Below are 22,137 nucleotides of genomic sequence, written 5' to 3' on the forward strand. Positions count from 1 at the left end.
TAAGTATATATTTCATGTCTGGTAGCGATAGCGGAGAGGTCACACCTGTTCCCATACCGAACACAGTAGTTAAGCTTTCCAGCGCCGATGGTAGTTGAGACTTTGTCTCTGCGAGAGTAGGACGTTGCCAGGCGATAAAAAATGGATTACTTTTGTAATCCATTTTTTTATTATCGCCGAGCGGTCTTTGTGAAGCTTAGTCGTCCTTATACCCTTGGTGAAAGTCAACATTAACTCTAAATGAGGACCGCTTAAATACGGGCTAAAGCCCAACTGCGGCATTCTCCTAAAGGGGTACATTTCCTTTATCTTAATGAGAAGAGTGGAAGCTCAATTAAGTTTGCTTACGTATGAGGCAACTTCGAACTATCTACCGCCCCGGGGGCACAGTTTGTACGTTACTACGATGCACGGCATGTAGCTAATACAAACGCTCTTCGGTGGGACGAGTAATCGCAGTCCCAGGCGTTGCGTACTTAGCCTGTAAGGGAGCTTGCGCCTTTGTTTTAAATTATATAGTGCAAATGAAAAACGTGGCTCTTATAAGAACCACGTTTTTTTGTTGCCCAATAAGCTTTCCAAATGGGACGATTCAAATGGGAACTATTTCGTTCATGAGGAAGACGATTTACCCGGCATAATTTGTTGCATCATTTGCCCGATGCCCTGATTATTCCCGCGGCTCATCGAATAGAACGTAGCAGCACCAACACCGATTGACGCGATTAGCGGTAGCCAGATTCCATTTTTCATTTTTTATCCATCCCTTTCTGTCTAAGCTATTAGACAGTTATAGTGTTAGCTACTTGGTTGCAATCATACGAGGCAGCTATTGGAAATTAGCGGTCAACAACATCTAAAGTCTCCCGAGGGAACAAGTTAGCTCCACGCGGCATTCATACCGGCAAGGCGCCCCGTGACAAGGGCCGAGGTGATGTTATAGCCTCCGGTGTAGCCGTGAATGTCGAGTATTTCTCCGCAGAAGAATAATCTGTCCATCAATTTTGATTGCATTGTGTTTGGCACAATCTCTTTAATGGAAACCCCACCACCTGTAACGAATGCTTTTTCCATCGGAAGAGATCCATCGACTTTAAAGGAAAATTGTTTAATCACTTGAGCAAGTGCACGGACATTCTCATTAGAAAGATGGTTACCTTGTAAGTTTCCGTCAAGGGTTAAAGTATCAAGCAAGAATTGGAGATACCGCTCAGGAATAAGACCTTTTAAGCTGTTCTTAATGGCACGTTTTGGATTATTATGGATGAGTTCGTTTATCTCCTGTCTGATTTTTTCTTGATTTTTGTCGGGGAGAGCATCGATTTGTAAAGTTACAGCCTGTTCTTTCATCAATTCTTTCACGACAAATTGGGAGCAGCGTAAAATGGCAGGTCCCGAGACCCCGAAATGGGTGAAGAGCATGTCCATGCGATGGGTTATAATTGATTTCCCTTTTTTGTTTAATACAGAAACGGCTACATCCCTTAGCGCAAGTCCTTGCAGGATTCGTTCTTTTATAAAAGATTCCTTAGATGTCAAAGGAACTTCTGTAGGAAATAGTGTTGTAATCGTATGGCCAGCTTTCTTTGCCCAAGGGTATCCTTCACCATTGCTTCCTGTATGAGGCACTGCTTTCCCTCCGACAGCAATGACAATAGCCTTCGTTTCATATTCATCTCCATTTTCGCCATATACTTTATGAACCGTTTCTCCATAGTCGACCGCTTTAACTGGAGAATTTAATTTGACTTCCACTTGAAGCTTGTTCAGTTGATCGATGAGGGTATTAACAACAGAAGCTGCTGAATTCGAGGCGGGAAACATACGCCCATGATCTTCTTCTTTTAAGGCAACTCCAAGGTTCTCAAAGAATTCAATAATATCGTAATTATTAAAAACAGAGAACGCACTGTAAAGAAATTTACCGTTCCCTGGAATATGTTTAATTACTTCATCTTCAGGTAGCCGATTTGTTACATTGCAACGACCGCCACCAGAAATGGCCAGCTTTTTACCTAGTTTTTTACCTTTTTCAAGTAAAAGGGTGTGTGCACCATGCTCGGCTGCAGAGATTGCGGCCATTAATCCTGACGGTCCACCACCAATGACAATAACGTCATAAGTCATTTTATTCACTCCTCTCGTTAGATATCTTACCCTTTTCAAGTCAACCTGAGCAACTTTCTAAGTAAATACATGATATTAAAACAGTTTCAATATCAGTTAAGGCAAGTTTATGGTAAAATAACATAGGTATCTATTTAAGAGAAATACAGGTGAAAACATGTCGAATCTTGTCAGAGGATCATTGCTGCTTACAGTAGCAACCTTTCTATCTAAATTTTTAGGATTAATTTATTTAATACCATTTAACGCTCTAGTGGGAAATGAAGGGGGTACGTTGTATAGCCTTTCCTATATTCCCTATAATATCATGTTGAGTATCTCGACAATCGGGATTCCTCTCGCCATGTCAAAAACGATATCGAAGTACAATGCGCTTGGTGACTATGCGACAGGGAGAAAAACCTTTAAGTATGGCACCATTCTTATGTTTATTACAGGCTTTATATCTTTTCTTATTCTTTATTTCGGTGCAGAATTGTTAGCGGCTCGAATGATTACCAACCAAAACCCTGCTTTAGGAACGACAACAGCTGATGTTGTACTCGTTATTCGGGCAGTGAGCTTTGCACTTATTATCATTCCGGCAATGAGTATTATGCGCGGCTTTTTTCAAGGACATGAATCAATGGGACCTTCTGCGTTATCCACCGTGACCGAGCAAATCGTTAGGATTGCATTTGTGCTTGTTTCCGTATTTATTGTTATGGTGGTTGTTGATGGTACAGTAGCTACGGCTGTCGGGTTTGCTACCTTTGGAGCCTTTGTCGGTGCTGTTGGCTCCTGGGTGGTTCTCTTATTCTATTGGAAAAAAAGGAAACCTTATTTGGATGGCTATTTAGAACAGCAAGTTGTACCCAGTGAAACATCGACGAGGGACATTTTTAAGGAAATGTTCAGCTATGCTGGTCCGTTTATTATTGTTGGACTGGCAACATCGCTTTATCAGCTTGTTGATGCGTTAACATTTGAGCGGACAATGACTGCGATAGGAAATAGTGAAACTTGGGCCTTTGGGGCAATTACTACTTATGCCCACAAAATCGTCATTATCCCAGGTACAATCGCAACGGGACTTTCTTTAGCTATTCTTCCGGCATTAACCCGGACATTTGCACAGAGAAATATAAAAGAATTGCATACACAAATTAACCAATCGTTACAAATCGTCCTTGTATTGGTTATTCCGGCAGTAATTGGAATTGCTTGTCTAGCTGATGTGTTTTATGCGTCCTTGTATGGGTTGGATGAGATTGCAACGACAGGAACGCTGCTTGCATGGTATGCACCGGTTGGTCTTTTCTTTGCGTTGTTTACCGTAACAGCGTCGATCTTGCAAGGAATCAATCAACAAAACTTTACCGTGCTGAGCTTAATGGCAGGATTACTCGTTAAGGTATTACTAAATATTCAGCTGATCCAGTGGTTCGGTGCAAAAGGGATTATATTCGGTACTGGTCTTGCTGTTATTATTGCCGTATGTATTAATTTATTCCGGATTAAGCGGTCGGTTGATTTTCCGTTCCGTCAAGTCACGAAACGGACGATACTCATTTTAATTTTTGGGGCGATTATGGCGCTCGCTATCTTTGTTGTAAAAGCAATTCTTGGTATGTTCATTTCGTATGAAACATCACGTACCGGATCCATTATCGTATTGCTTGCAGGAGTATCTGTTGGCGGGGGAGTTTATTTATGGCTCGCCTATACATCAACATTACTTCATCACGTATTCGGTGATGAAATACCGTTTGTCGATAAGTTATTACGTAAGCTCCGTAAATAATGGAGGGATAGAATGCGGTTAGATAAAATGCTTTCCAATATGGGAGTTGGCACAAGAAAAGAAGTAAAAGCCATGTTGAAGAAAAACCTTGTTACTGTTAATGATGCGTTTATAAAAAATGGGAGCAAGCATATTGATCCTGAAATAGATGTTGTAAAAGTGGACGGCCAGAAAATCGTTTATGAGAAATATATCTATTTGATGCTCCATAAACCGGATGGTATTTTATCAGCCACTAGAGATTATCATACAAGAACTGTCGTTGATTTAATTGATCCTTATTTTCAACACTTTCAGCCATTTCCAGTAGGGAGGCTCGATAAGGGTACAGAAGGGTTATTACTTCTTACAAACGATGGTGATCTTGCACATCGCCTTCTCTCACCAAAGAAAAACGTGGAAAAAACATATTTCGCAACTATTGAGGGAAGAATAACAGATGAGGATATTCGTAAGTTTAAGGATGGAGTAGATATTGGGGAAACGGAACTCACTAAACCTGCCGAGCTTGTGATTTTACGAAGTGGTTCTATCTCCGAAATTGAACTGACCATTACGGAAGGGAAATTCCATCAAGTAAAGCGGATGTTTGAGGCTGTTGGTAAAAAGGTCACTTATCTGAAAAGGCTGCGGATGGGCGAACTAACTCTCGATCCATCCCTTCCAAAGGGTGAGTACCGCCGCTTGAATGAAGAGGAGCTGGCTTATTGTGAGCAAGTGAAGGATGCATAACATGAGGTGAGATAGTGAGCCATTATTTTCTTGGAATTGAGATCCCGGATGATTTAAAGAATTTTTATAATGATTGGCAACAGGAGTTAAAGCCGATTTTCCCGTATAAAAGCTGGACAGATACGCGCGATTTGCATATTACACTTTCCTTTTTAGGGGAGGTGCATCGAGACCGTCTCGAAAAGCTTGTGAAGCAACTGGAAATATTACAGTTTTCCGGTAGCTTTACGCTTTCATTGGAAGGACTAGGTACATTCGGGAAGGGTAACCGTCCGCGTGTCCTTTTTGTCGATGTCCGTCTTAATGAGGAACTCCTGCAATTACAACAGCAGATTGTAAAAGCGACAGAAACGTTAGGTTTTGAGCAAGAGAAACGTGCATATCGTCCCCATCTTACCCTTGGAAAAAAATGGGGAAAAGCATTTGATTTGCCAGAAGGTAAGCTAAACGAGATAAAATTACGTTATCAGCAGATTAATCAATTTGAGGTCACTGCCTTTACTTTATATAAGATTCATCCAGGACACGTACCAAGCTATGAAAAAGCTGCTGTTTTTCCACTTTGAATGGCTAGAAAGGGTGGTTTTTAATGGCACAGTTAATTAAAATTCAAGATTACATTACGAGATATGAATGGGATACATTTCGGTACCCCACGCAGTACATCCGTCTAAAACGGGAAAGCTGGGACCGGTTATATGAACGCTGGTCCAGCCCGCGCCGAGACATGCCATCACAAGAAGAACTATATTCGGAGGAAACGGCGGATTCTATTATATCCAAGTTAAAGAATAAATTATTAAGAAAACAAGTTTACTCAGAAACGGTTCAAGAAGAGCAATCAAGTGAAACGGAAGCTCTTCCTGAAACTGAGCAGGAATTAAAACAGGAATTTCTAGATAATCTATTAAACTTTCAGATGAAATGGGCAACATCGACCGTGACTCATCAATCAATCGTTGCCAAAAAATATTATTCAGATTCCTTGTTGAAATATTTGCTCCAGCGACTTCCAGATACGTATCTCGTCATGTATCATCCAATATTTTCAATTAGGCAAGTGCCTGTGGAAGGTGATATTATTTTAATTTCACCTGTGGAAATAGAAGTAATTCAATATGTCGAGTTGGAAGAAGATGCGGTTCTGATGGCAAGCGAAGAGCGGACATGGCATGTAGAGAGCCCAAAGGGAAACAGAAAGATATTAAATCCGCTCATTTCATTAAAACGGACGGAAAAATTAGTGAAAAGCATATTGGCTACAAAAGACATTTCACTACCTGTTAAAAGGAGCGTATTGTCACGTACTAATCCAATTTATTTTGCAAGTGAACCTTACCAGACGCAAATTATTGGCAGTACAAATTATATCGATTGGTTTAATGAAAAAAGATCCTTTCAATCGCCGTTAAAAAATGTTCAAATCAAAGCTGCGCAAACTTTATTAAGATGTTGCCAATCCACCTCATTGAAGCGATCGGAATGGGAAAAAGACGGGAGTGGACATGCTACAATAGAAGAAGCGGAAGACATATAATATGGATCTTTATCGTAAATCCGCAAAGTTGGGAACGGCAGATTACAAACGCATTTTACTGTTTTTATTGGGATTTAGGAGAAGAGATAAAAGGAATCGAACTCCTGGAAGCTTAACAATCGAGTCGGAAAAAAGTGGACGGCGAGACACAAGTTTATAAGGCGGGAAATCAAAAAGCGACAGAACGGAATCCGGTTAATTATTCCGAAATAATACATATAGTTGTAATTTGATACAATTAATTTTAAAATGGTATTTCAAATGTTACAAGTGAAAGATGGGAAAACTTCATGAAGGAATGGCTTGAAAAAGCGGTAGGAAAAGGCTGGACGCTCACTCCAGCTGGCGGCCTAACAGGGGACGCCTATATTGCCACAAAAGACAATCGCAAATTATTTGTTAAACGGAATACCTCGCCATTTCTCGCGGTGTTATCGGCTGTCGGTATTGTTCCTAAGTTGATTTGGACAAAACGGATGGAAAATGGTGATGTGATAACCGCCCAAGAGTGGCTCGAAGGTAGAGATTTAACCAAGGAAGATATGAAGAGCGGGCAAATTATGGAATTATTAAAGAAAATTCATCATTCACCTGAACTATTGCATATGCTCATGCGCCTGGGAAAGAAACCAGTTACATCTGATCAGTCACTCCTAGAGATCGAGGGCCGTTTAGTGCGCCTCGGTTTACTCGAGCAATATGAAGAAGTCGCTGTTGCTTTAAATTATTTGGTGAAGCTTTTACCGATTACCCGAAATCAAAAGCTTGTTGTCTGTCATTGTGATCTTAATCATAATAATTTATTAATGTCTGAGTCAGGGGAGATATTTCTAGTGGATTGGGATGATGCTATGATTGCCGATCCAGTGATCGATTTTGGTTTCCTTTTGAAATGGTATATCCCTAAAGAAGAATGGGACGAATGGCTGGAGAGATACGGAGTCACCGAGCATGAATATTTGTATGAAAGAATGCACTGGTATCTATTGTTGAATGCCCTTGATTATATTAGCTGGCATAGTGAAAGACATGAAGCAGATAAGGTAAAGGAACGGTTGGAGACATTAAGTGAATTGAATCAATTTATGGAAAGCATGATAAACTGACATCATTTGCTTTATCACATATTAACGGTCTGTAATACCCCACCTCTAAACAAGAGGGAAACCGAATATGTGAGGGTTGGGGATAAACAGTCCGTAAATCCCTGATTCTGTTCAACTAACATTCAGGGGGGAAGGATCCACCACTGAATGAAGTATCACTTTATAAATAGAGAAGACATGATAGGTAAGGATGGATAGGAAATGCGTCAACGTTATAAACCATGGGCTGATGATTTTTTATTAGAGCATCAGGATTTAATAATACAAAATCCTACTGAACAAAAGGGCAGATGGCAGGGCTTATTTGCAAGCAAGCAGCCCTTGCATTTGGAAGTAGGAACAGGAAAAGGGCAATTTCTTGTCGGGATGGCAAAGCAGCATCCCGATATTAATTTTATTGGAATGGAAGTTGCAAAGAGTGTCGTCGTGACAGCAGGTGAGAAAGCATTGGAGGCAGAACTGGACAACTTACTGCTCGTCCACGCAGATGCTAATCATTTGCTTGATTACTTTGCGGAGGATGAAATTTCAACTATTTATTTGAATTTCTCTGATCCATGGCCGAAAAATCGCCATGAGAAACGTCGCTTAACGTATACGACATTCTTAAAACAGTATGAACATATTTTACAGCAAGAAGGGGAACTCCTATTTAAAACCGATAATCGTGGACTATTCGAGTATTCCCTCTGCAGCTTCTCCGCATTCGGTATGTTGCTGGGAGAAGTAAATCTTGATTTGCATGCAGAAGAAGATCCATTGAATGTCATGACAGAGTATGAAGAAAAGTTTTCTGCCAAAGGACATCCGATTTATCGCTGCAAAGCTGTTTTTCAAGGATAAGTAAAAACCGCATATCCCTTTCTAATTGTATATAGCGGGATGTGCGGTTTATAAGAAATGATTTTGTGATAAATATCATTAATCTTTTTTATCTTTCTCTGGATAAATTTCCTCACTTGCCTCCGTTTGATATCGCATTGCAGGAAACGGGATAATGGTCGCTTCCCTTCTCGGTAGTATTCGCTCTTTCATATACACATGAAAGAGTGCCTCGCAAAATGTAAAGAAATAAGCAATCGCCAACGAAATGGCTACTAAAGCTGTTGATTGGCCAACATACATTCCAGAAAATAGCCAAACGACGAGAAATGAAATGCCGAAGTCAACGATAGCTGATGCGAGCATGCCAATTGCAGGAAGGATAAGAATGTCCGCTAGATAAGCAACTCCTGTCAACAAGAGTGAAAGGATAATTAAATGACCAACTGTAACTGATCCAAACACGGCGAGAAATGATGACAGGATAATCGCTGTGTAAACCCATTTAATGCCCAATGCTTTCATATGTACCAATTTAATAACCCCTCGCTTCTTGATTATATAGAGTTAGTATTAAGCTGGTTATAGCTTTTTATACACGAATAATCGAGTTTTAAAAAAGTACTTGACTTTATAGGTCGTTATTTGTCATAATTATTAGTAGTGAAAATAATTAGTTGCCTTTAAGTCAACCCTGTGAGGTTGGCAAGGTGATGCGGAATTTAGTTGTTCGAAGAGAACGACTGATAGTGGAATGGGAATATCCATGCGCTAAAAATCTGCACCTTGCTGGCATAAAGGCAAGGTGTTTTTTTATGCAACAATTTAAAAAAACACCTTTCGCTAGAAAAATAAAATGCGAGGAGAAGGAATATGAAACAACGAGAAATTGGCGTCGATGAACGATTACCCTTTATGCAGAGTCTGCCATTAAGCCTACAGCATTTGTTTGCCATGTTTGGTTCAACCGTGCTTGTACCAATTTTGTTCGGGGTTGACCCAGCAACGATTCTAATAATGAATGGATTTGGAACGTTATTATATATCTTTATTACAAAAGGAAAGATTCCAGCTTATTTAGGTTCAAGTTTTGCATTTATCTCGCCGGTTACAGTCGTCTTGACACATGGTGGCGGATACGGGGCGGCCCTTGGTGGATTCTTCGTTGTAGGTGCAGTACTTGTCCTTATCGGCTTAATCGTTAAGTTTGCCGGAACGTCTTGGATTGACTTTATATTCCCGCCGGCGGCAATGGGAGCGATTGTTGCGGTAATTGGACTGGAGCTTGTGCCAGTAGCTGCGGATATGGCAGGATTGATCGCTGCTCAAGACGAACCTAGAGACACGACAGCGATTACGGTTGCTTTACTTACACTTGGTGCGACAATCATCTACTGGGTAACAATGCGCGGCTTTTTAAAAATCATTCCGATTTTACTTGGAATCGTAACTGGATTTATCATTGCCACTATATACGGTATCGTTGATTATACGGCGGTAAAAGAGGCCGCTTGGATTCAAATGCCGACATACTACAAAATTGAGTTTAACTGGGCAGATATTTTAATTATTTTACCAGCGGCACTCGTTTTAATTCCCGAACATATTGGTCACTTAGTTGTGACAGGGAATATCGTGAAGAGAGACCTAGTGAAAGATCCGGGCTTAGACCGTTCCCTATTAGGTAACGGTATTTCAACAATGATCTCGAGTTTATTCGGTTCCACACCAAACACAACGTACGGTGAGAATATAGGAGTACTCGCAATAACAAGAGTATACTCCACTTGGATAATCGGGGGAGCGGCCATTACTGCAATTATTCTATCATTCTGTGGAAAACTTGCAGCATTGATATCATCTATCCCGACACCGGTAATGGGAGGTATTTCCTTACTGCTCTTTGGAATCATCGCGGTTAGCGGGTTAAGAATGCTCGTTGAAGCACAGATTGATTATAATAATTCTCAAAATGTCATTCTAACGTGTGTCGTGCTTGGAATTGGGATCAGTGGTGCAAGTATCAATATTGGTTCGGTTGCATTGACAGGCATGGGCCTTGCAACAATCGTCGCGATTATCATCAGCATCTTTTTCAGACTGCTCGATGTATTAAAATTATCTAATGAATAAAGTTTCACTTTAGGAAGTCAGAATAATTATGTTCTGACTTCTTTTTCTATATCAAAAGCTGAAGCTAGACAATCTATTACGGTGTAATCGCCCCTAGACCTAACGTATCTGAGAACCGAACGAATTCAGGCGATAGGTAATCGTCGTTAACACCTGACTTTAATTCAACTAATACCCAGTGGGATAGAGCAGGACTGAAAACGCGGCGCTTGTCGCAATGTCAGTAATAGTAGATTTTAGTCGTAAAATTCCACTGAAGTTTCGTTCTATGTTATAATCAAACAAATCAATATTTTAAATGAAGTATGAAAGTACATAAGGGGGAAAAGGGTTATGACGATAAAAACAACGGATGGTATTATTTCACAAACGGAGCAGTATGGTGCAAATAATTACCATCCACTCCCAATTGTGATTTCTGAAGCGGAAGGGGTATGGGTGAAAGACCCGGAAGGTAATGAGTATTTAGATATGTTGAGTGCATATTCCGCTCTAAATCAAGGGCATCGCCACCCAAAAATTATTCAAGCATTAAAAGATCAGGCAGATCGAGTAACACTGACTTCTAGAGCGTTTCATAATGATATTCTTGGTAGGTTGACGGAAAGAATTGCGAAATTAACCGGCAAAGATAAAGTTTTACCGATGAATACTGGGGTGGAAGCCGTCGAGACAGCAATCAAAGCTGCACGGCGCTGGGCCTATGAAGTAAAAGGTGTGCAGGATAATCAGGCAGAAATTATTGCTGCAAGGGGTAACTTCCATGGCCGTTCGATCAATTCCATTTCTTTGTCTAATGATGAAACAGCAACAAAAAACTTCGGACCATTTGTACCAGGGATTATGAAGGTTGCTTTTGGTGAAGTGGAAGCTATTCGCAAAGCAATTACCCCAAACACGGCAGCGATTATTGTTGAACCAATCCAAGGGGAAGCAGGGATCATAATTCCTCCAGAAGGTTATTTACGTGAAATCCGTAAGATCTGTGATGAGAATAATGTATTGTTTATAGCTGATGAAGTACAAACTGGTTTAGGCCGGACAGGGAAGATGTTTGCCTGTGAATGGGAAGGTGTAGAACCGGATATTTATGTCATGGGTAAAGCGCTTGGCGGTGGTGTTATGCCAGTCTCTGCGATTGCTGCGAACAAAGAAATCATGGATGTATTTACGCCTGGATCCCACGGTTCCACATTTGGTGGTAATCCACTTGCTTGTGCGGTTTCTATTGCTTCGATTGATGTCATCGAGGAAGAGGATCTTGTAACGAACTCTCTTCGGCTCGGTAAATATTTCGCTGAAGAATTACGAAAAATCGATAATCCGGATTTAGTGGAAGTGCGGGCGCGAGGACTCTTTATCGGTGTCGAGTTTAACCACCCAGTCCGGGGGTTCTGTGAGACACTAAAAGAAGAGGGAATTCTCTGTAAAGAGACCCACGAGAATACAATTCGTTTCGCACCGCCATTAATAATCACCAAAGAAAACCTAGATTGGGCACTAGAACGCATTCATAACGTATTAAGTAAATAGAGAAATTTTCACTAGGCTGGAACATAACGAATGTGTGACTGGTTATGTTCCAGTTCTATTTTGAAAATATATATAGAGATATACGAGCTTTTGTTACATATTTAAAAGGCAACTGGAGGTTTTTCACATGAGAAATATATCAATTATCGGAATGCCGATCGATCTTGGTCAATTACGGCGCGGAGTCGATATGGGCCCCAGTGCAATTCGCTATGCCGGTATCATAGAAAGGCTTGAGAATAGGGGATACACCGTTAAAGATTTAGGAGATATCCAGATTGGTAGAGATAAACTAAAGACAGATCCGAAAACTGGAATCAGAAACTTGGAAGCGGTCTATAAAGCAAGTGAACAGTTAATGATCCAGATTGAAGAAGTTATACAAAAGGATTCTTTTCCGCTTATTTTAGGCGGTGACCATAGTATGGCTATTGGTACATTAGCAGGGGTAGCTAAATCTTATAAAAATCTTGGCCTTATATGGTATGACGCCCACGGAGATCTGAATACTCCTGAGACGTCTCCATCCGGAAATATCCATGGTATGCCACTTGCTGCATCGTTAGGCTATGGCGAAGAAAGTCTCACTGAAATTGGTGGATATTCTCCAAAAGTAAAACCAGAAAATATTATTATCATCGGTGCGCGTGACCTAGATCCTGGTGAAAAAGATTTTATTAAAGAAAAAGGAATCAAAGTGTACACGATGCATGAAATTGATCGAATCGGCATGCCTCAGATTATTGAAGATACGAATCAATATTTTGAAGAGCAGGGGGTAGACGGGGTGCATCTTTCCTTTGATCTCGATGCAATAGATCCCTTGGACGCACCGGGTGTCGGCACTCCAGTTCCAGGCGGGGTAACGTTCCGTGAAGCTCATCTTGCCATGGAGATGCTTGCGGAAACTGGTAAAATTACATCCGCTGAATTTGTAGAGGTCAATCCAATTCTTGATGAGCGAAATAAAACGGGGACATTGGCAGTTGACTTAATTGGATCATTATTTGGTGAACGAATCCTATCCTAGAGTAATTGGTTATAAAATTCCCATTGTAACATCAGAATAATTGCAAATCCTAAGTGAGAGATTCAACAGCCAGTAACGGCCCAATTTATTCAACTAATACTCAGTAAGGAAAAAACGACTAGATGATGTTTTCCTGTATAAAAGATGCACGGTTAGGGTGCAAATAACATAAATATAGCAGTAAAGAGCTGCTGTTACTTGTTATTTCTTACAGTCTTTGTTATAGTAGTGAAAACAATTAAATATCTCTTATTTTATAAACGATAAAGTAAGGATAGAGGTTGCAGTGACCATTAGTACATATGTGGAGGGTGAATGAGACCCAGTGAACCATATGGAAAGGGGGAATTGCCGAAGCAGAAGGAAGCTCATTAATTCCGGATGCTGGGTCTATATCGAATAGGTATAGATCTGTCATATAGGCAACTATATGGGGAGCTATCAAGCGAAAGAACAATCCATCGTTCGAAAAGCAATAGCGGCCCAAACCGTTATTGCTTTTTTGCTTTTATTGATGGTAAAAAAGAAAGGGATGTGAAATAAATGTATTTTGGTAGATTACTAACAGCAATGGTGACACCTTTTGATAAACACGGAGAAGTAGATTATGGTAGAACGTCAAAGCTAATTGAACATTTACTCGATACAGGAACTGATGGTTTAGTTGTGGCCGGGACAACCGGTGAATCACCGACATTAACGACGAGAGAAAAGGTTGAACTATTTAAATATGTAGTGAAAGAAGTAAATGGCAAAGTACCGGTGCTTGCCGGAACAGGCTCGAATAATACGAGAGCCTCCATTGAACTGACAAGAGAAGTTGAATCGATTGGCATTGATGGAATTATGCTTGTCGTACCATATTATAATAAACCTTCTCAAGAGGGATTATATCAACATTTCAGCCAAATTGCAGCGTCCACATCTTTACCAGTCATGCTTTACAATATTCCAGGAAGATCTTCTGTCAACATGACTCCTGAAACGATTATCCGCTTGTCCCAAGTTGATAACATCGTCTCTGTAAAAGAAGCGAGCGGAGATCTTGATGCAGTATCTCAGATCATTGAAGAAACTGGAGATGACTTCAGTGTATATAGCGGGGATGACGGCATGACGTTACCAATTCTTTCTATTGGTGGAACGGGCGTTGTATCGGTCGCAGCTCATGTGATTGGGAAAGATATGCGAGCGATGGTCCAAAACTTCCTTGATGGTAACGTTACAGAAGCTGCTGGAATCCACCGTCGCATCGTGCCGGTTGTAAAAGCCTTATTCCAGGCTCCAAGCCCATCACCAGTAAAAGAAGCATTGAATGAAATCAACGTACCCGTTGGAAGTGTCCGCTTACCACTCATCCCATTATCAGATGTAGAAAAAGCAAATCTCACGCAAACCCTAGCAAACTTCCAAACAAATACTGTAGAAAATTAATAGAAATATGTTAAAGCTAAGGAGAATTTATTTTTCCTTAGCTTTTTAACTTTAGGGAATTATTAAGGTTCCTTGTAAAATGAAGATGCTGAGGATAACTGAAATTGTTAGCACTAGCCCGAGAGTAACAGTTTGTACGTTGCTGCGACTACTAGATGTGCTAGCTTAGTGGCAAACCTTCTACGGAGGGACGAGTAATCGCAGTACCAGGCTCCCGCGTAACGAATCGCGTTCTTAACCTGCAAGGGCGTTTCCGTCTTTGTTTCAATGTAAATTTCTCCTGAAATCTAATTGTAATCTAAGCATAATCTTTTTGTTACGATTGGATGTTATACTGCAACCATAGATTGCGAATTAGAAATCTATGGAAATGGGGGAAAAAGGTTGAGGAAAAAGATAACAATCGTCACCTTGATAGCTTCTCTATTATTTATCCAAGGCACCTTTCATTTACAAGTCCATGCAAGTGGCAAGGGTGATTTAGAGGAGATCCAACAAGAGAGAAAAGAAATCCAGAACAACTTATCAGCTGGGGAACAGAAAATCAATGAACTTTATGACGATATGAAAGCATTGAACGAGGAAGTCAATCGGTTAGATGACCTTCTACAAGAGAAAGAGGCAAAAGTGGAGGAAATTACATATGAGATTGAAACTACGAAAGAAGAGATTTACACCCTCCAAGCAGAAATCGATCGATTGAATGCAAGTATTGAAGAACGCTTTGACTTGTTGAAAACAAGAGCATCATCCTACCAGAAATCAGGCGGGCTAATTAATTATATTGAAGTGATCTTTGACTCCCAGAGCTTTGGAGACTTCATTAGCCGCGTAACTGCAGTCAATCAAGTAATGGATTCGGATGCGATGTTGATGGAACAGCTTGAAGCTGATATGGAACTTGTCGAAGCGCATCAGCACTCAACACTTGAAAAGCTGAATGATTTAGACCAAATGCATGAAGCGCAAGAAGCAGAACGTGCACAGATTGAACAGGAAAAGCAGCAACAAGAGACGGTTAAAGCGTCTTTAAATGATAAGCGCCAGGAACTAGTTGCTTATGTCGAGCAATTAGAAGGGGAAGATACACGTTTAAAAACAATGGAAGATACAGTGAAAAAAGAAATTGCTGCAGCAGAAGCGGCAGAACGTGAGCGCCAAGAAGAGATTAAACTAGCAGCTGCTGAGAAAGCGAAACAGGAAGAACAAGCCCAAGCTGCAGTGGTTAAAACGAAATCAGTAGAGAAAAAAGAGGAACAGAAAGAAAGCAAACCGGTTCAGGTGAAAAAGGAAGAACCGGCTGTAAATAAACCGGAATCGAAACCAACGCCAAAGCCAAGCGAATCTGATAATAAGTCATTCACAGTTACATCTACCGCTTATACAGCAGACTGTAACGGCTGTTCTGGTGTAACAAGTACAGGAATCGATTTAAAGGCGAATCCAAATGCGAAGGTAATCGCAGTTGATCCAAGTGTCATTCCACTTGGAAGTATCGTTCATGTGGAAGGATACGGCCATGCGATTGCAGGAGATACAGGAAGCGCAATTCGTGGAAATAAAATAGATGTATTCGTCCCAACGCAAAAGCAAGCAACAAGCTGGGGCGTACGCACGGTGAAAGTAACGATTCAGTAATAACAAGTGCTCCTATATAAAAAAACAAAGAAAAGGTCGGCATCTTGGTGCCGACCTTTTCTATTACAATTTTTGACCACAGTTCGAGCAGAAGTTTGCTCCATCTGTTTTCTGCCCGCAATTTGGACAGAAGTTGGGCTTGCTTGAATTGCCAGTTGACTGGTTATTCGCTGCTGGCTGATTTTGTTGCTCCTGTTGTTGATTTTGGTCCGGTTGATTCATTTGTTTCATGTTTTTCATCATTTCACTTGCAACGTTCATGCCCATCATCATCCCGGCCATGTCGGATGCGGTTCCGCCACTTTTTACCTTACCTGAGGCTATACCGTCAGTCATTTCAAGTTGTTGATATTTCGCAACGTCACCAACCATACCCTGGGAAGCAGCTTTCGTAATCATATCCTGAATTTCTTTTGGATAGTTAAAGCTGTTTACATTAAATCCAGTGATGGAAAGCCCTAAATCATAGATTTCCATATCAAGGTCTTCCTGGATGCCCTGTGAGATTTCAAATGAATTTGCTTGCAGATTAAACATATCCTTCCCTTCACGCGCAATCCATTTCATTAAGAGTTGATCCAGCACGGTAGTAATCCGGATTTTTACATCTTCCACGAGATATTTCTTTTTCACACCTGCTACATTTTCGATTAATCTCACATAATCATTTACTTTAAAATTAAATGTCCCGTTCGCCCGGATTGGAATTCCACCCGGTAAAGCGGGGGAGGGGGAAGGGATGTTGATTGCGTTTTTCGTTCCCCATTTCACCGTGAATTGTTTCGTGTTAACAAATAGGACTTCGACACGCAGTCCGGAATTAAAGCCAAATTTAAATCCTTTTAAAGTTGATAAGAAAGGAATGATTTCTGATTCAATATTATACTCCCCATCCTCTTCAAAAATCCCTTCAATTTTTCCATTACTAAAGAAAATTGCATCTTGACCAGGTTGAATCATTAGGCGACTGCCTTTTTTAATCTCCCGGTTCGGCCACTTCCAAAAAATCATATCATCTCTAAATTCTTGCCATTCCACAACGTCTGCTAGTTGATTTCTAAAAAAAGACATGGAATCCGTCCTTTCTCGTTACGTATAATTATTTGTTTAAAATTTCCTACCGCCGCCACTATGCGAGCGGCCAGCACGGGTGACACCGCCACCACCAAATCCACCGCCGCCACCGCTATTGCTATTATTTGACGGTTTTCTTTTTCTTGTGACGGTTTTACGGAGATAGCGGTCATGCTTCCTGACGATTCGCGAGTTATTCCGATTTAAATATGTTCCACTTGTTACTGTACTTTTTCCCCCTGAGGAATATGCCATGATAAATACGATTAATCCACCTAGAGTAATAGCAACCCCAAGTTGAAGATACGTATTTAAGAAAATAGATTCCGGATTTACACCGGGGCGAATATTCAAATATTCAGCGGATTTCTCAAAGAATAGCTCAAAAGCTTCAAAGTAATCGTCATTCGCCAAGTCAGGGATAATGTGATCGAGAATTAATTGTATTCTTGCATCGTCTACATATTCCTCTCCCTTTCCGAACCCTGCGATATAAGCTTCCCTATCCGCGCTTGATTCTATATAAATAGTTAAGATGACCATATTATCTTCTGCGCGGTTCAGTTTTTCTTCTAGTTCATCGGAAATGTCCTGTGTATACCTCTTTAGTGATTTACCCTCGATGTCATTTGTTGTAACGACAATGAAGTCAGTCGACCATTCACTAAAATAGGAGGCAGCTTTCTTTTCCAGCTGTTGTATTTGATTTGCATCTAACAGGCCAGCTTCATCGTAAATTCGCTCGACATCTGCAAAGGCGGGAGTTGTGAATAAGAAAAAGAATGCGATAAAAATGATTGCACTTTTTGATAAACGGTTCATGAACATTAGAAATTGATACCTCCTGTAACAATAAAGGAGAAAATTTTCATTAAGATAAAGGATCCACCGGCAATGCTTGCAAACCATCCGGCAATCTTCGCTTTACTGAGTGGAGGCTTTCCGACAACTTTTCCGGTTTGCCCGTTCATTGCAAAAATATGTTCCGCCTGCTCGTAATCATAGTATACCATCCAGACTGGAAGTAGCGTATATAGGCTTTTTGTTTTTGCCGTACGGATATTTTTATCTTTATAATTCACGGAATGGTATCCACTGATTGTTGAACGAATATAATCATCAAGTGGTTTACGCATTTTATCCTTTACCCGTGGCAATAAATCTTCTGCATCATAATTGTACTTCTCTGCAATATAACCTGCAAGATAAGGGGTTTTGAAGTCTTTTAGATCACTATATTGATAGGGTTCAAGCTTATCCATCAGAGCATCATCCATTTTTTCCGAAGCATCGACTGGCACCCGGCTAAAGTCTATGCGTAAATCTCGGTATACATCATAATACTTTGTTTCCGTATAAATATAATCCCCTCTTGTGTAGTTTCTTACCCTCGTTCCAATTGCATGGACTTTCGCTTCATTTTTTAAATCATAGAGCCAGAAGGGGACATATATGCCGGTAATTTCTTTAATCCGGTCAGCCATCTTGAAATCTTTAGGGGTAAGCAGTCCTCTTCTACACCATTTTCGAAATGCTTGTTCTGCTTGCTGTTTTGAAATGGTGAACGGAAGCACAAGCGAAGGGGCAAGGATTCCAGACACACGATCAGCCAACACGACAGCTGCCCCACAGAAACTGCAATTGGTCGCGGTAGTATCACCATCTGTAACAATGACAGCCCCGCAGTTCTCACATTGATATTCTTTTGCTTCCTCTTCTTCAAATACCGTTTCAATAAAGTCCTCGGAAAAGTTCTCTATATTATCCTGTCTACCGCAATTGTCACAGGACAATGTACCAGAATCGGCATCGAACGTCATATCACTCCCACAGTTTGGACATTTATATTGTATAACCATTTGTAATCCCCCGCTATTCGTTAGATGTCTCGCTTCTGTTCGTCGTTAATTTTGCAATTTCTTCATCTATGGACTCAATAGGTGCTGGTTTGTTTCTTAGCTGTTCAAGTGCTTCAGCTTCATCCAGCTTAAAATTTAGTTCTTCCTCGTAACTCATAAAACCGGAAGTAATGGAGGGGTTCCCACTATTTATTTTTTGTTTCTGGTTAAGTAGTGCTGATTTTTCTTTAATCATTCGGCTTCTTGCTTCCAATTGCCTGACATCCAGCGTTAATTTTTCTTCTAGTAATCTCATTTGCCTTGCTTCTATTAGAAGTCGATTATACTTGGCAACTAGCTCTAACTTTTTACTTTCTAGATGTTCTTGGTCATCTAAAAATCCTGCAGCCTGTGTTTCGATCCTATCAGCTGCGCGTTCCCGGTAGCGCTCTAGCTTTCTAATTTCCATTTCACATTCATCCACTGCCCGCTTAGCTCGTCTTACATCCGCTTCTAATGCATTCACTTCAGATTGTATAGTACGAAGATCGAGGTTCACATCGCGTAATGTTTTTTTAATAACTTTTTCAGGATCTCTGGAACGATCGATTCTACTGTTTATATTTGCTTTCATAAGGGTAGTAAATCTAGAAAGGATTCCCATTCCGCTTCCTCCTCCATATAAGGGTTAATTTTAGTTTAACTCAATATCTCACCTTTCGCATCTGAAAAAATAATCACTTTTATTCAGCGTGAGCGCAACCTTCTCCTGGAGGTCCGCAGTCCAGACACCTCTCGCTTTCCGCGGGCGGCTGGTGAGCCTCCTCGCAGGCAAGCCTGCTGTGGGGTCTCACCAAGCCTATCCTCCCGCAGGAGTCTCGAGGTGTCTGGACTGCTCCCAGGAAAGGCCAAACTAGGAACACTATTTCGTACTCCAGAAGTATAATTTTATCAAGATGGAATAACTTCCATTCATCATAATCATCTTTACCAGTTCAGTTGCCCGGCGGACGGTGACTCCTACGGGAAAAGCACGAGTCCAGACCTGAGCAGGAAGCGAACTTCTTCCGAGGAGGCTGAGGCCGTGCCCGTAGAAAGCATCCGTCCGCCGGGCAACTGAACGGTAATTAGAACGCCAATAAAATGAATGCTCAAAATACTTACGCTGAATGAAAGTGATTCGCTGTTTTGGGCTGCGAAAGTTGGGGTAATATATATTACGGTATAAAGGGAAGTTTGGTTTCATTTTTCTTTTTATTGATAGTAAATTGTGAATAGGACTAATTGTTAAAACTTTGTTATGTTTTTGTAATGTTTTCTTAAGATTTGTAAAGGCTTTATCGGGGTACACATTAAGTAGAAAGCTAAAGAAAGGAATGAAACATGATGAAGAAGCAACTCAAAATTTTCGCCTCGATTTTCCTTTTATCAGGATTCCTTGTAGCTTGCGCAGATGCTGAAGATCCAGCAGAAGAACCAATGACACCGGATGTACCTGGTGAAGAAGCGCCTGATGGCGGCGTAGATCCTAGTGCAGACACAGATGAAGGACTCTAAACGAAAAATAAACACAACGATAACAAAACGGGCTCTAAATAGAGTTCGTTTTGTTTTTTTAGAATAATATATTTGCAATGGCTGAATATTTATTATATACTTTACTCAACAATGTTGAATAAGAGTAAACTAATATTGAGTTTAATTTTTTACAGCGTATTGTAAACGGTTCCAATGATTTGATGAACGGAGGGATAGCGTGGAAAATTTACCGAAAGAAGTAATTATGAAAGAGGTTGGTCCCCGAGATGGTTTACAAAATGAAAAGGAATGGATTCCGACCGAACATAAAATTGCTTGGATTAATATGCTTTCGAATACAGGGGTAAAGGAGATAGAATACTCCTCGTTCGTAAATCCAAAAATGATCCCCGCCCTTAAGGATGCAAGAGAAGTGGGCGAGCGTATTATCCGTAACCCAGATGTTACCTATTCAGCACTTGTTCCGAACATGAAGGGATTAGAGTTTGCATTGGAAGCAGGTATTGACCGGGCATCTGTCTTCATGTCGGCAAGTGAAATGCATAATCAGAAGAATATTAATAAATCGATTGGGGATACGTACCCGATTCTAGAAGAAGTGATTAAGGAAGCAAAGGATGCCGGGAAACTTGTGACAGGATATATTTCAACTGTATTCGATTGTCCATACCAAGGAAAGATTACGCCAGAACAAGTGCTTGAAGTATGTGACCGGCTCGTTGAAGCAGGTGTCGATGATTTATCGTTAGGCGATACGATCGGGACAGCGGTTCCTACCGATGTTGAAAAGCTGCTCGAAGTATTACTGAAACATTTCCCGAAAGAGAAGCTTATTCTCCATTTCCATGATACAAGAGGGATGGCAATCGCCAATATTATGACTTCACTCCATTATGGAATAAATCGATTTGATAGTACTGTAGGAGGGCTCGGAGGCTGTCCTTATGCAAAGGGTGCTACCGGAAATGTGGATACGAATGATGTATTGTACTTGCTGCACGGGATCGGAATTGAAACAGGGATTAGTGAAAAGAAAATGCAGCAAGCAGGTCTCTATATTCAAAACATCCTTGGCAAGCAACTGCCAAGCCGCTCCCTAGCTTATATATCCAATGCCTAATAATGAGCCATGGTACCGAAACGGTTATCATGGCTTATTTTACTCTACTTATCTTGACTTGCAGGTCTTGCTATTCTATCATAATAACGTAATAGAATATTTGGGAAAGGAATGAACACCCATAGATCTGCAAAGTATTGGTAAAAAAATTAAGCAAATCCGATTACGAAAAAAGCTAACACAACAGCAAATTGCTGATCAATGCCAAATATCAAAAAGTATGCTCTCCAAAATTGAAAACGGCCAAACTGCTGCAGCTGTCGCGACACTCTCGAAAATCAGTGAAACATTGGAAGTTCCACTTTCCTGGATTTTAGATGAAGAGAAAGAAGAAGAACTCGTATTACAAAGAAATAATGACCGCCCATCTAAAGTAGGGGACGAGTCCATGGGGTATTCTTATGAACTGCTTGCAAACCGGGCTCATTATAGCGGGATCGAACCAACAATTGTCCATGTTACACCAAAGGAATTCAACAAGCGGACGGAAGGGTATACCCACTCACAGGATGAGTTCATTTTCATTTTGGAAGGCTCCATCATTCTTTTTTATAATGGAGAAAAGCATTTGATGAAACAGGGAGATAGTGCGTATTTCCAAGGGCACAAGCCGCATTTATTCATGCCGGTGAATCAACATGAAGAGGCGAAGGTACTTACATTATTTATTGATAGAGAATAGCCACTACCT

General features: G+C 40.7%; 20 protein-coding genes, 1 rRNA gene and 1 riboswitch. Of the genes, 15 read left to right on the plus strand and 6 right to left on the minus strand.

Annotated elements, in window-relative coordinates; translation table 11 throughout:
• Window positions 1–17: 17 nt before the first annotated feature.
• A 5S ribosomal RNA gene (gene rrf / locus WKU33_RS03425) occupies window positions 18–133 on the plus strand.
• A gap of 746 nt (window positions 134–879) precedes the next feature.
• Here the strand turns inward: rrf and WKU33_RS03430 are convergent.
• Window positions 880–2,127 carry a BaiN/RdsA family NAD(P)/FAD-dependent oxidoreductase gene (locus WKU33_RS03430; RefSeq protein ID WP_340453238.1) on the minus strand — a complete coding sequence of 416 codons (1,248 nt, stop codon included), beginning with the start codon at window positions 2,125–2,127 and terminating at the stop codon, window positions 880–882.
• Window positions 2,128–2,284: 157 nt separating this feature from the next.
• Here WKU33_RS03430 and WKU33_RS03435 point away from each other — a divergent pair, with 157 nt between their 5' ends.
• The 6 genes from WKU33_RS03435 (at window position 2,285) to trmB (ending at window position 8,128) form a co-directional block, all read left to right on the plus strand.
• Window positions 2,285–3,910 carry a putative polysaccharide biosynthesis protein gene (locus tag WKU33_RS03435; RefSeq protein ID WP_340453239.1) on the plus strand — a complete coding sequence of 542 codons (1,626 nt, stop codon included), beginning with the start codon at window positions 2,285–2,287 and terminating at the stop codon, window positions 3,908–3,910.
• Between the two features lie 12 nt (window positions 3,911–3,922).
• Window positions 3,923–4,642: a pseudouridine synthase gene (locus tag WKU33_RS03440; RefSeq protein ID WP_340453240.1), complete on the plus strand. Its 720-nt coding sequence runs from the start codon at window positions 3,923–3,925 to the stop codon at window positions 4,640–4,642.
• A gap of 14 nt (window positions 4,643–4,656) precedes the next feature.
• Window positions 4,657–5,208: an RNA 2',3'-cyclic phosphodiesterase gene (gene thpR, locus WKU33_RS03445; protein WP_340453241.1), complete on the plus strand. Its 552-nt coding sequence runs from the start codon at window positions 4,657–4,659 to the stop codon at window positions 5,206–5,208.
• A 23-nt stretch (window positions 5,209–5,231) separates the two neighbouring features.
• Window positions 5,232–6,179: an NERD domain-containing protein gene (locus WKU33_RS03450; RefSeq protein ID WP_156857813.1), complete on the plus strand. Its 948-nt coding sequence runs from the start codon at window positions 5,232–5,234 to the stop codon at window positions 6,177–6,179.
• Window positions 6,180–6,469: 290 nt separating this feature from the next.
• Window positions 6,470–7,285, plus strand: a complete 816-nt coding sequence (locus WKU33_RS03455) for an aminoglycoside phosphotransferase family protein (RefSeq protein WP_340453242.1) — start codon at window positions 6,470–6,472, stop codon at window positions 7,283–7,285.
• Window positions 7,286–7,486: 201 nt separating this feature from the next.
• On the plus strand, window positions 7,487–8,128 hold the full coding sequence (trmB, locus tag WKU33_RS03460) for a tRNA (guanosine(46)-N7)-methyltransferase TrmB (RefSeq protein ID WP_156857811.1): 642 nt from the start codon (window positions 7,487–7,489) through the stop codon (window positions 8,126–8,128).
• 78 nt (window positions 8,129–8,206) lie between these two features.
• On the opposite strand, the gene WKU33_RS03465 is transcribed toward trmB, so the two are convergent.
• A complete protein-coding gene (locus tag WKU33_RS03465) occupies window positions 8,207–8,632 on the minus strand; it encodes a DUF2512 family protein (protein ID WP_232334482.1) in 426 nt (141 codons plus the stop codon).
• 348 nt (window positions 8,633–8,980) lie between these two features.
• On the opposite strand from WKU33_RS03465, the gene uraA reads away from it, so the two are divergent.
• The 5 genes from uraA to WKU33_RS03490 all read left to right on the plus strand — a co-directional run bounded on the left by uraA (window position 8,981) and on the right by WKU33_RS03490 (window position 15,875).
• Entirely contained in the window at window positions 8,981–10,240 is a 1,260-nt protein-coding gene (uraA, locus tag WKU33_RS03470) for a uracil permease (protein ID WP_156857809.1), read from the plus strand.
• Between the two features lie 333 nt (window positions 10,241–10,573).
• Window positions 10,574–11,773 (plus strand): ornithine--oxo-acid transaminase, encoded by a 1,200-nt coding sequence (locus tag WKU33_RS03475; RefSeq protein ID WP_156857808.1) that lies wholly within the window; start codon window positions 10,574–10,576, stop codon window positions 11,771–11,773.
• 127 nt (window positions 11,774–11,900) lie between these two features.
• On the plus strand, window positions 11,901–12,803 hold the full coding sequence (rocF, locus tag WKU33_RS03480) for an arginase (protein WP_156857807.1): 903 nt from the start codon (window positions 11,901–11,903) through the stop codon (window positions 12,801–12,803).
• Window positions 12,804–13,070: 267 nt separating this feature from the next.
• A riboswitch (Lysine riboswitch) is annotated at window positions 13,071–13,252 on the plus strand.
• Between the two features lie 94 nt (window positions 13,253–13,346).
• Entirely contained in the window at window positions 13,347–14,237 is an 891-nt protein-coding gene (dapA, locus tag WKU33_RS03485; protein ID WP_340453243.1) for a 4-hydroxy-tetrahydrodipicolinate synthase, read from the plus strand.
• A gap of 384 nt (window positions 14,238–14,621) precedes the next feature.
• The gene (locus WKU33_RS03490; RefSeq protein ID WP_156857805.1) at window positions 14,622–15,875 is read left to right on the plus strand and encodes a PcsB-like coiled-coil domain-containing protein; all 1,254 of its coding nucleotides are present in this window, start codon (window positions 14,622–14,624) and stop codon (window positions 15,873–15,875) included.
• 63 nt (window positions 15,876–15,938) lie between these two features.
• Here WKU33_RS03490 and WKU33_RS03495 read toward each other — a convergent pair whose 3' ends face one another.
• Genes WKU33_RS03495 through WKU33_RS03510 form a run of 4 tightly spaced genes read right to left on the minus strand, consistent with a single transcriptional unit; the run spans window position 15,939 to window position 19,451 of the window.
• Window positions 15,939–16,946 carry an SPFH domain-containing protein gene (locus WKU33_RS03495; protein WP_156857804.1) on the minus strand — a complete coding sequence of 336 codons (1,008 nt, stop codon included), beginning with the start codon at window positions 16,944–16,946 and terminating at the stop codon, window positions 15,939–15,941.
• A gap of 36 nt (window positions 16,947–16,982) precedes the next feature.
• Entirely contained in the window at window positions 16,983–17,777 is a 795-nt protein-coding gene (locus WKU33_RS03500) for a TPM domain-containing protein (protein WP_340453245.1), read from the minus strand.
• Window positions 17,777–18,808, minus strand: coding sequence for a TFIIB-type zinc ribbon-containing protein (locus tag WKU33_RS03505; protein WP_340453246.1), 1,032 nt, complete (start codon window positions 18,806–18,808; stop codon window positions 17,777–17,779). The genes WKU33_RS03500 and WKU33_RS03505 overlap by 1 nt, the downstream gene beginning before the upstream one ends.
• A 13-nt stretch (window positions 18,809–18,821) precedes the next feature.
• Entirely contained in the window at window positions 18,822–19,451 is a 630-nt protein-coding gene (locus WKU33_RS03510; RefSeq protein ID WP_340453247.1) for a PspA/IM30 family protein, read from the minus strand.
• A gap of 722 nt (window positions 19,452–20,173) precedes the next feature.
• Between WKU33_RS03510 and WKU33_RS03515 the strand changes: the two genes are divergently transcribed.
• The 3 genes from WKU33_RS03515 to WKU33_RS03525 all read left to right on the plus strand — a co-directional run bounded on the left by WKU33_RS03515 (window position 20,174) and on the right by WKU33_RS03525 (window position 22,128).
• Window positions 20,174–20,344 carry a hypothetical protein gene (locus WKU33_RS03515; RefSeq protein WP_198042706.1) on the plus strand — a complete coding sequence of 57 codons (171 nt, stop codon included), beginning with the start codon at window positions 20,174–20,176 and terminating at the stop codon, window positions 20,342–20,344.
• 199 nt (window positions 20,345–20,543) lie between these two features.
• A complete protein-coding gene (locus WKU33_RS03520; protein ID WP_188859227.1) occupies window positions 20,544–21,446 on the plus strand; it encodes a hydroxymethylglutaryl-CoA lyase in 903 nt (300 codons plus the stop codon).
• Between the two features lie 148 nt (window positions 21,447–21,594).
• Complete coding sequence (locus WKU33_RS03525) at window positions 21,595–22,128, plus strand: helix-turn-helix domain-containing protein (RefSeq protein ID WP_336253033.1); 534 nt, start codon at window positions 21,595–21,597, stop codon at window positions 22,126–22,128.
• The last annotated feature ends 9 nt before the right edge of the window (window positions 22,129–22,137 follow it).

Source organism: Oceanobacillus sp. HCA-5259 (genome assembly GCF_037892815.1).
Lineage (GTDB): Bacteria > Bacillota > Bacilli > Bacillales > Amphibacillaceae > Oceanobacillus > Oceanobacillus indicireducens.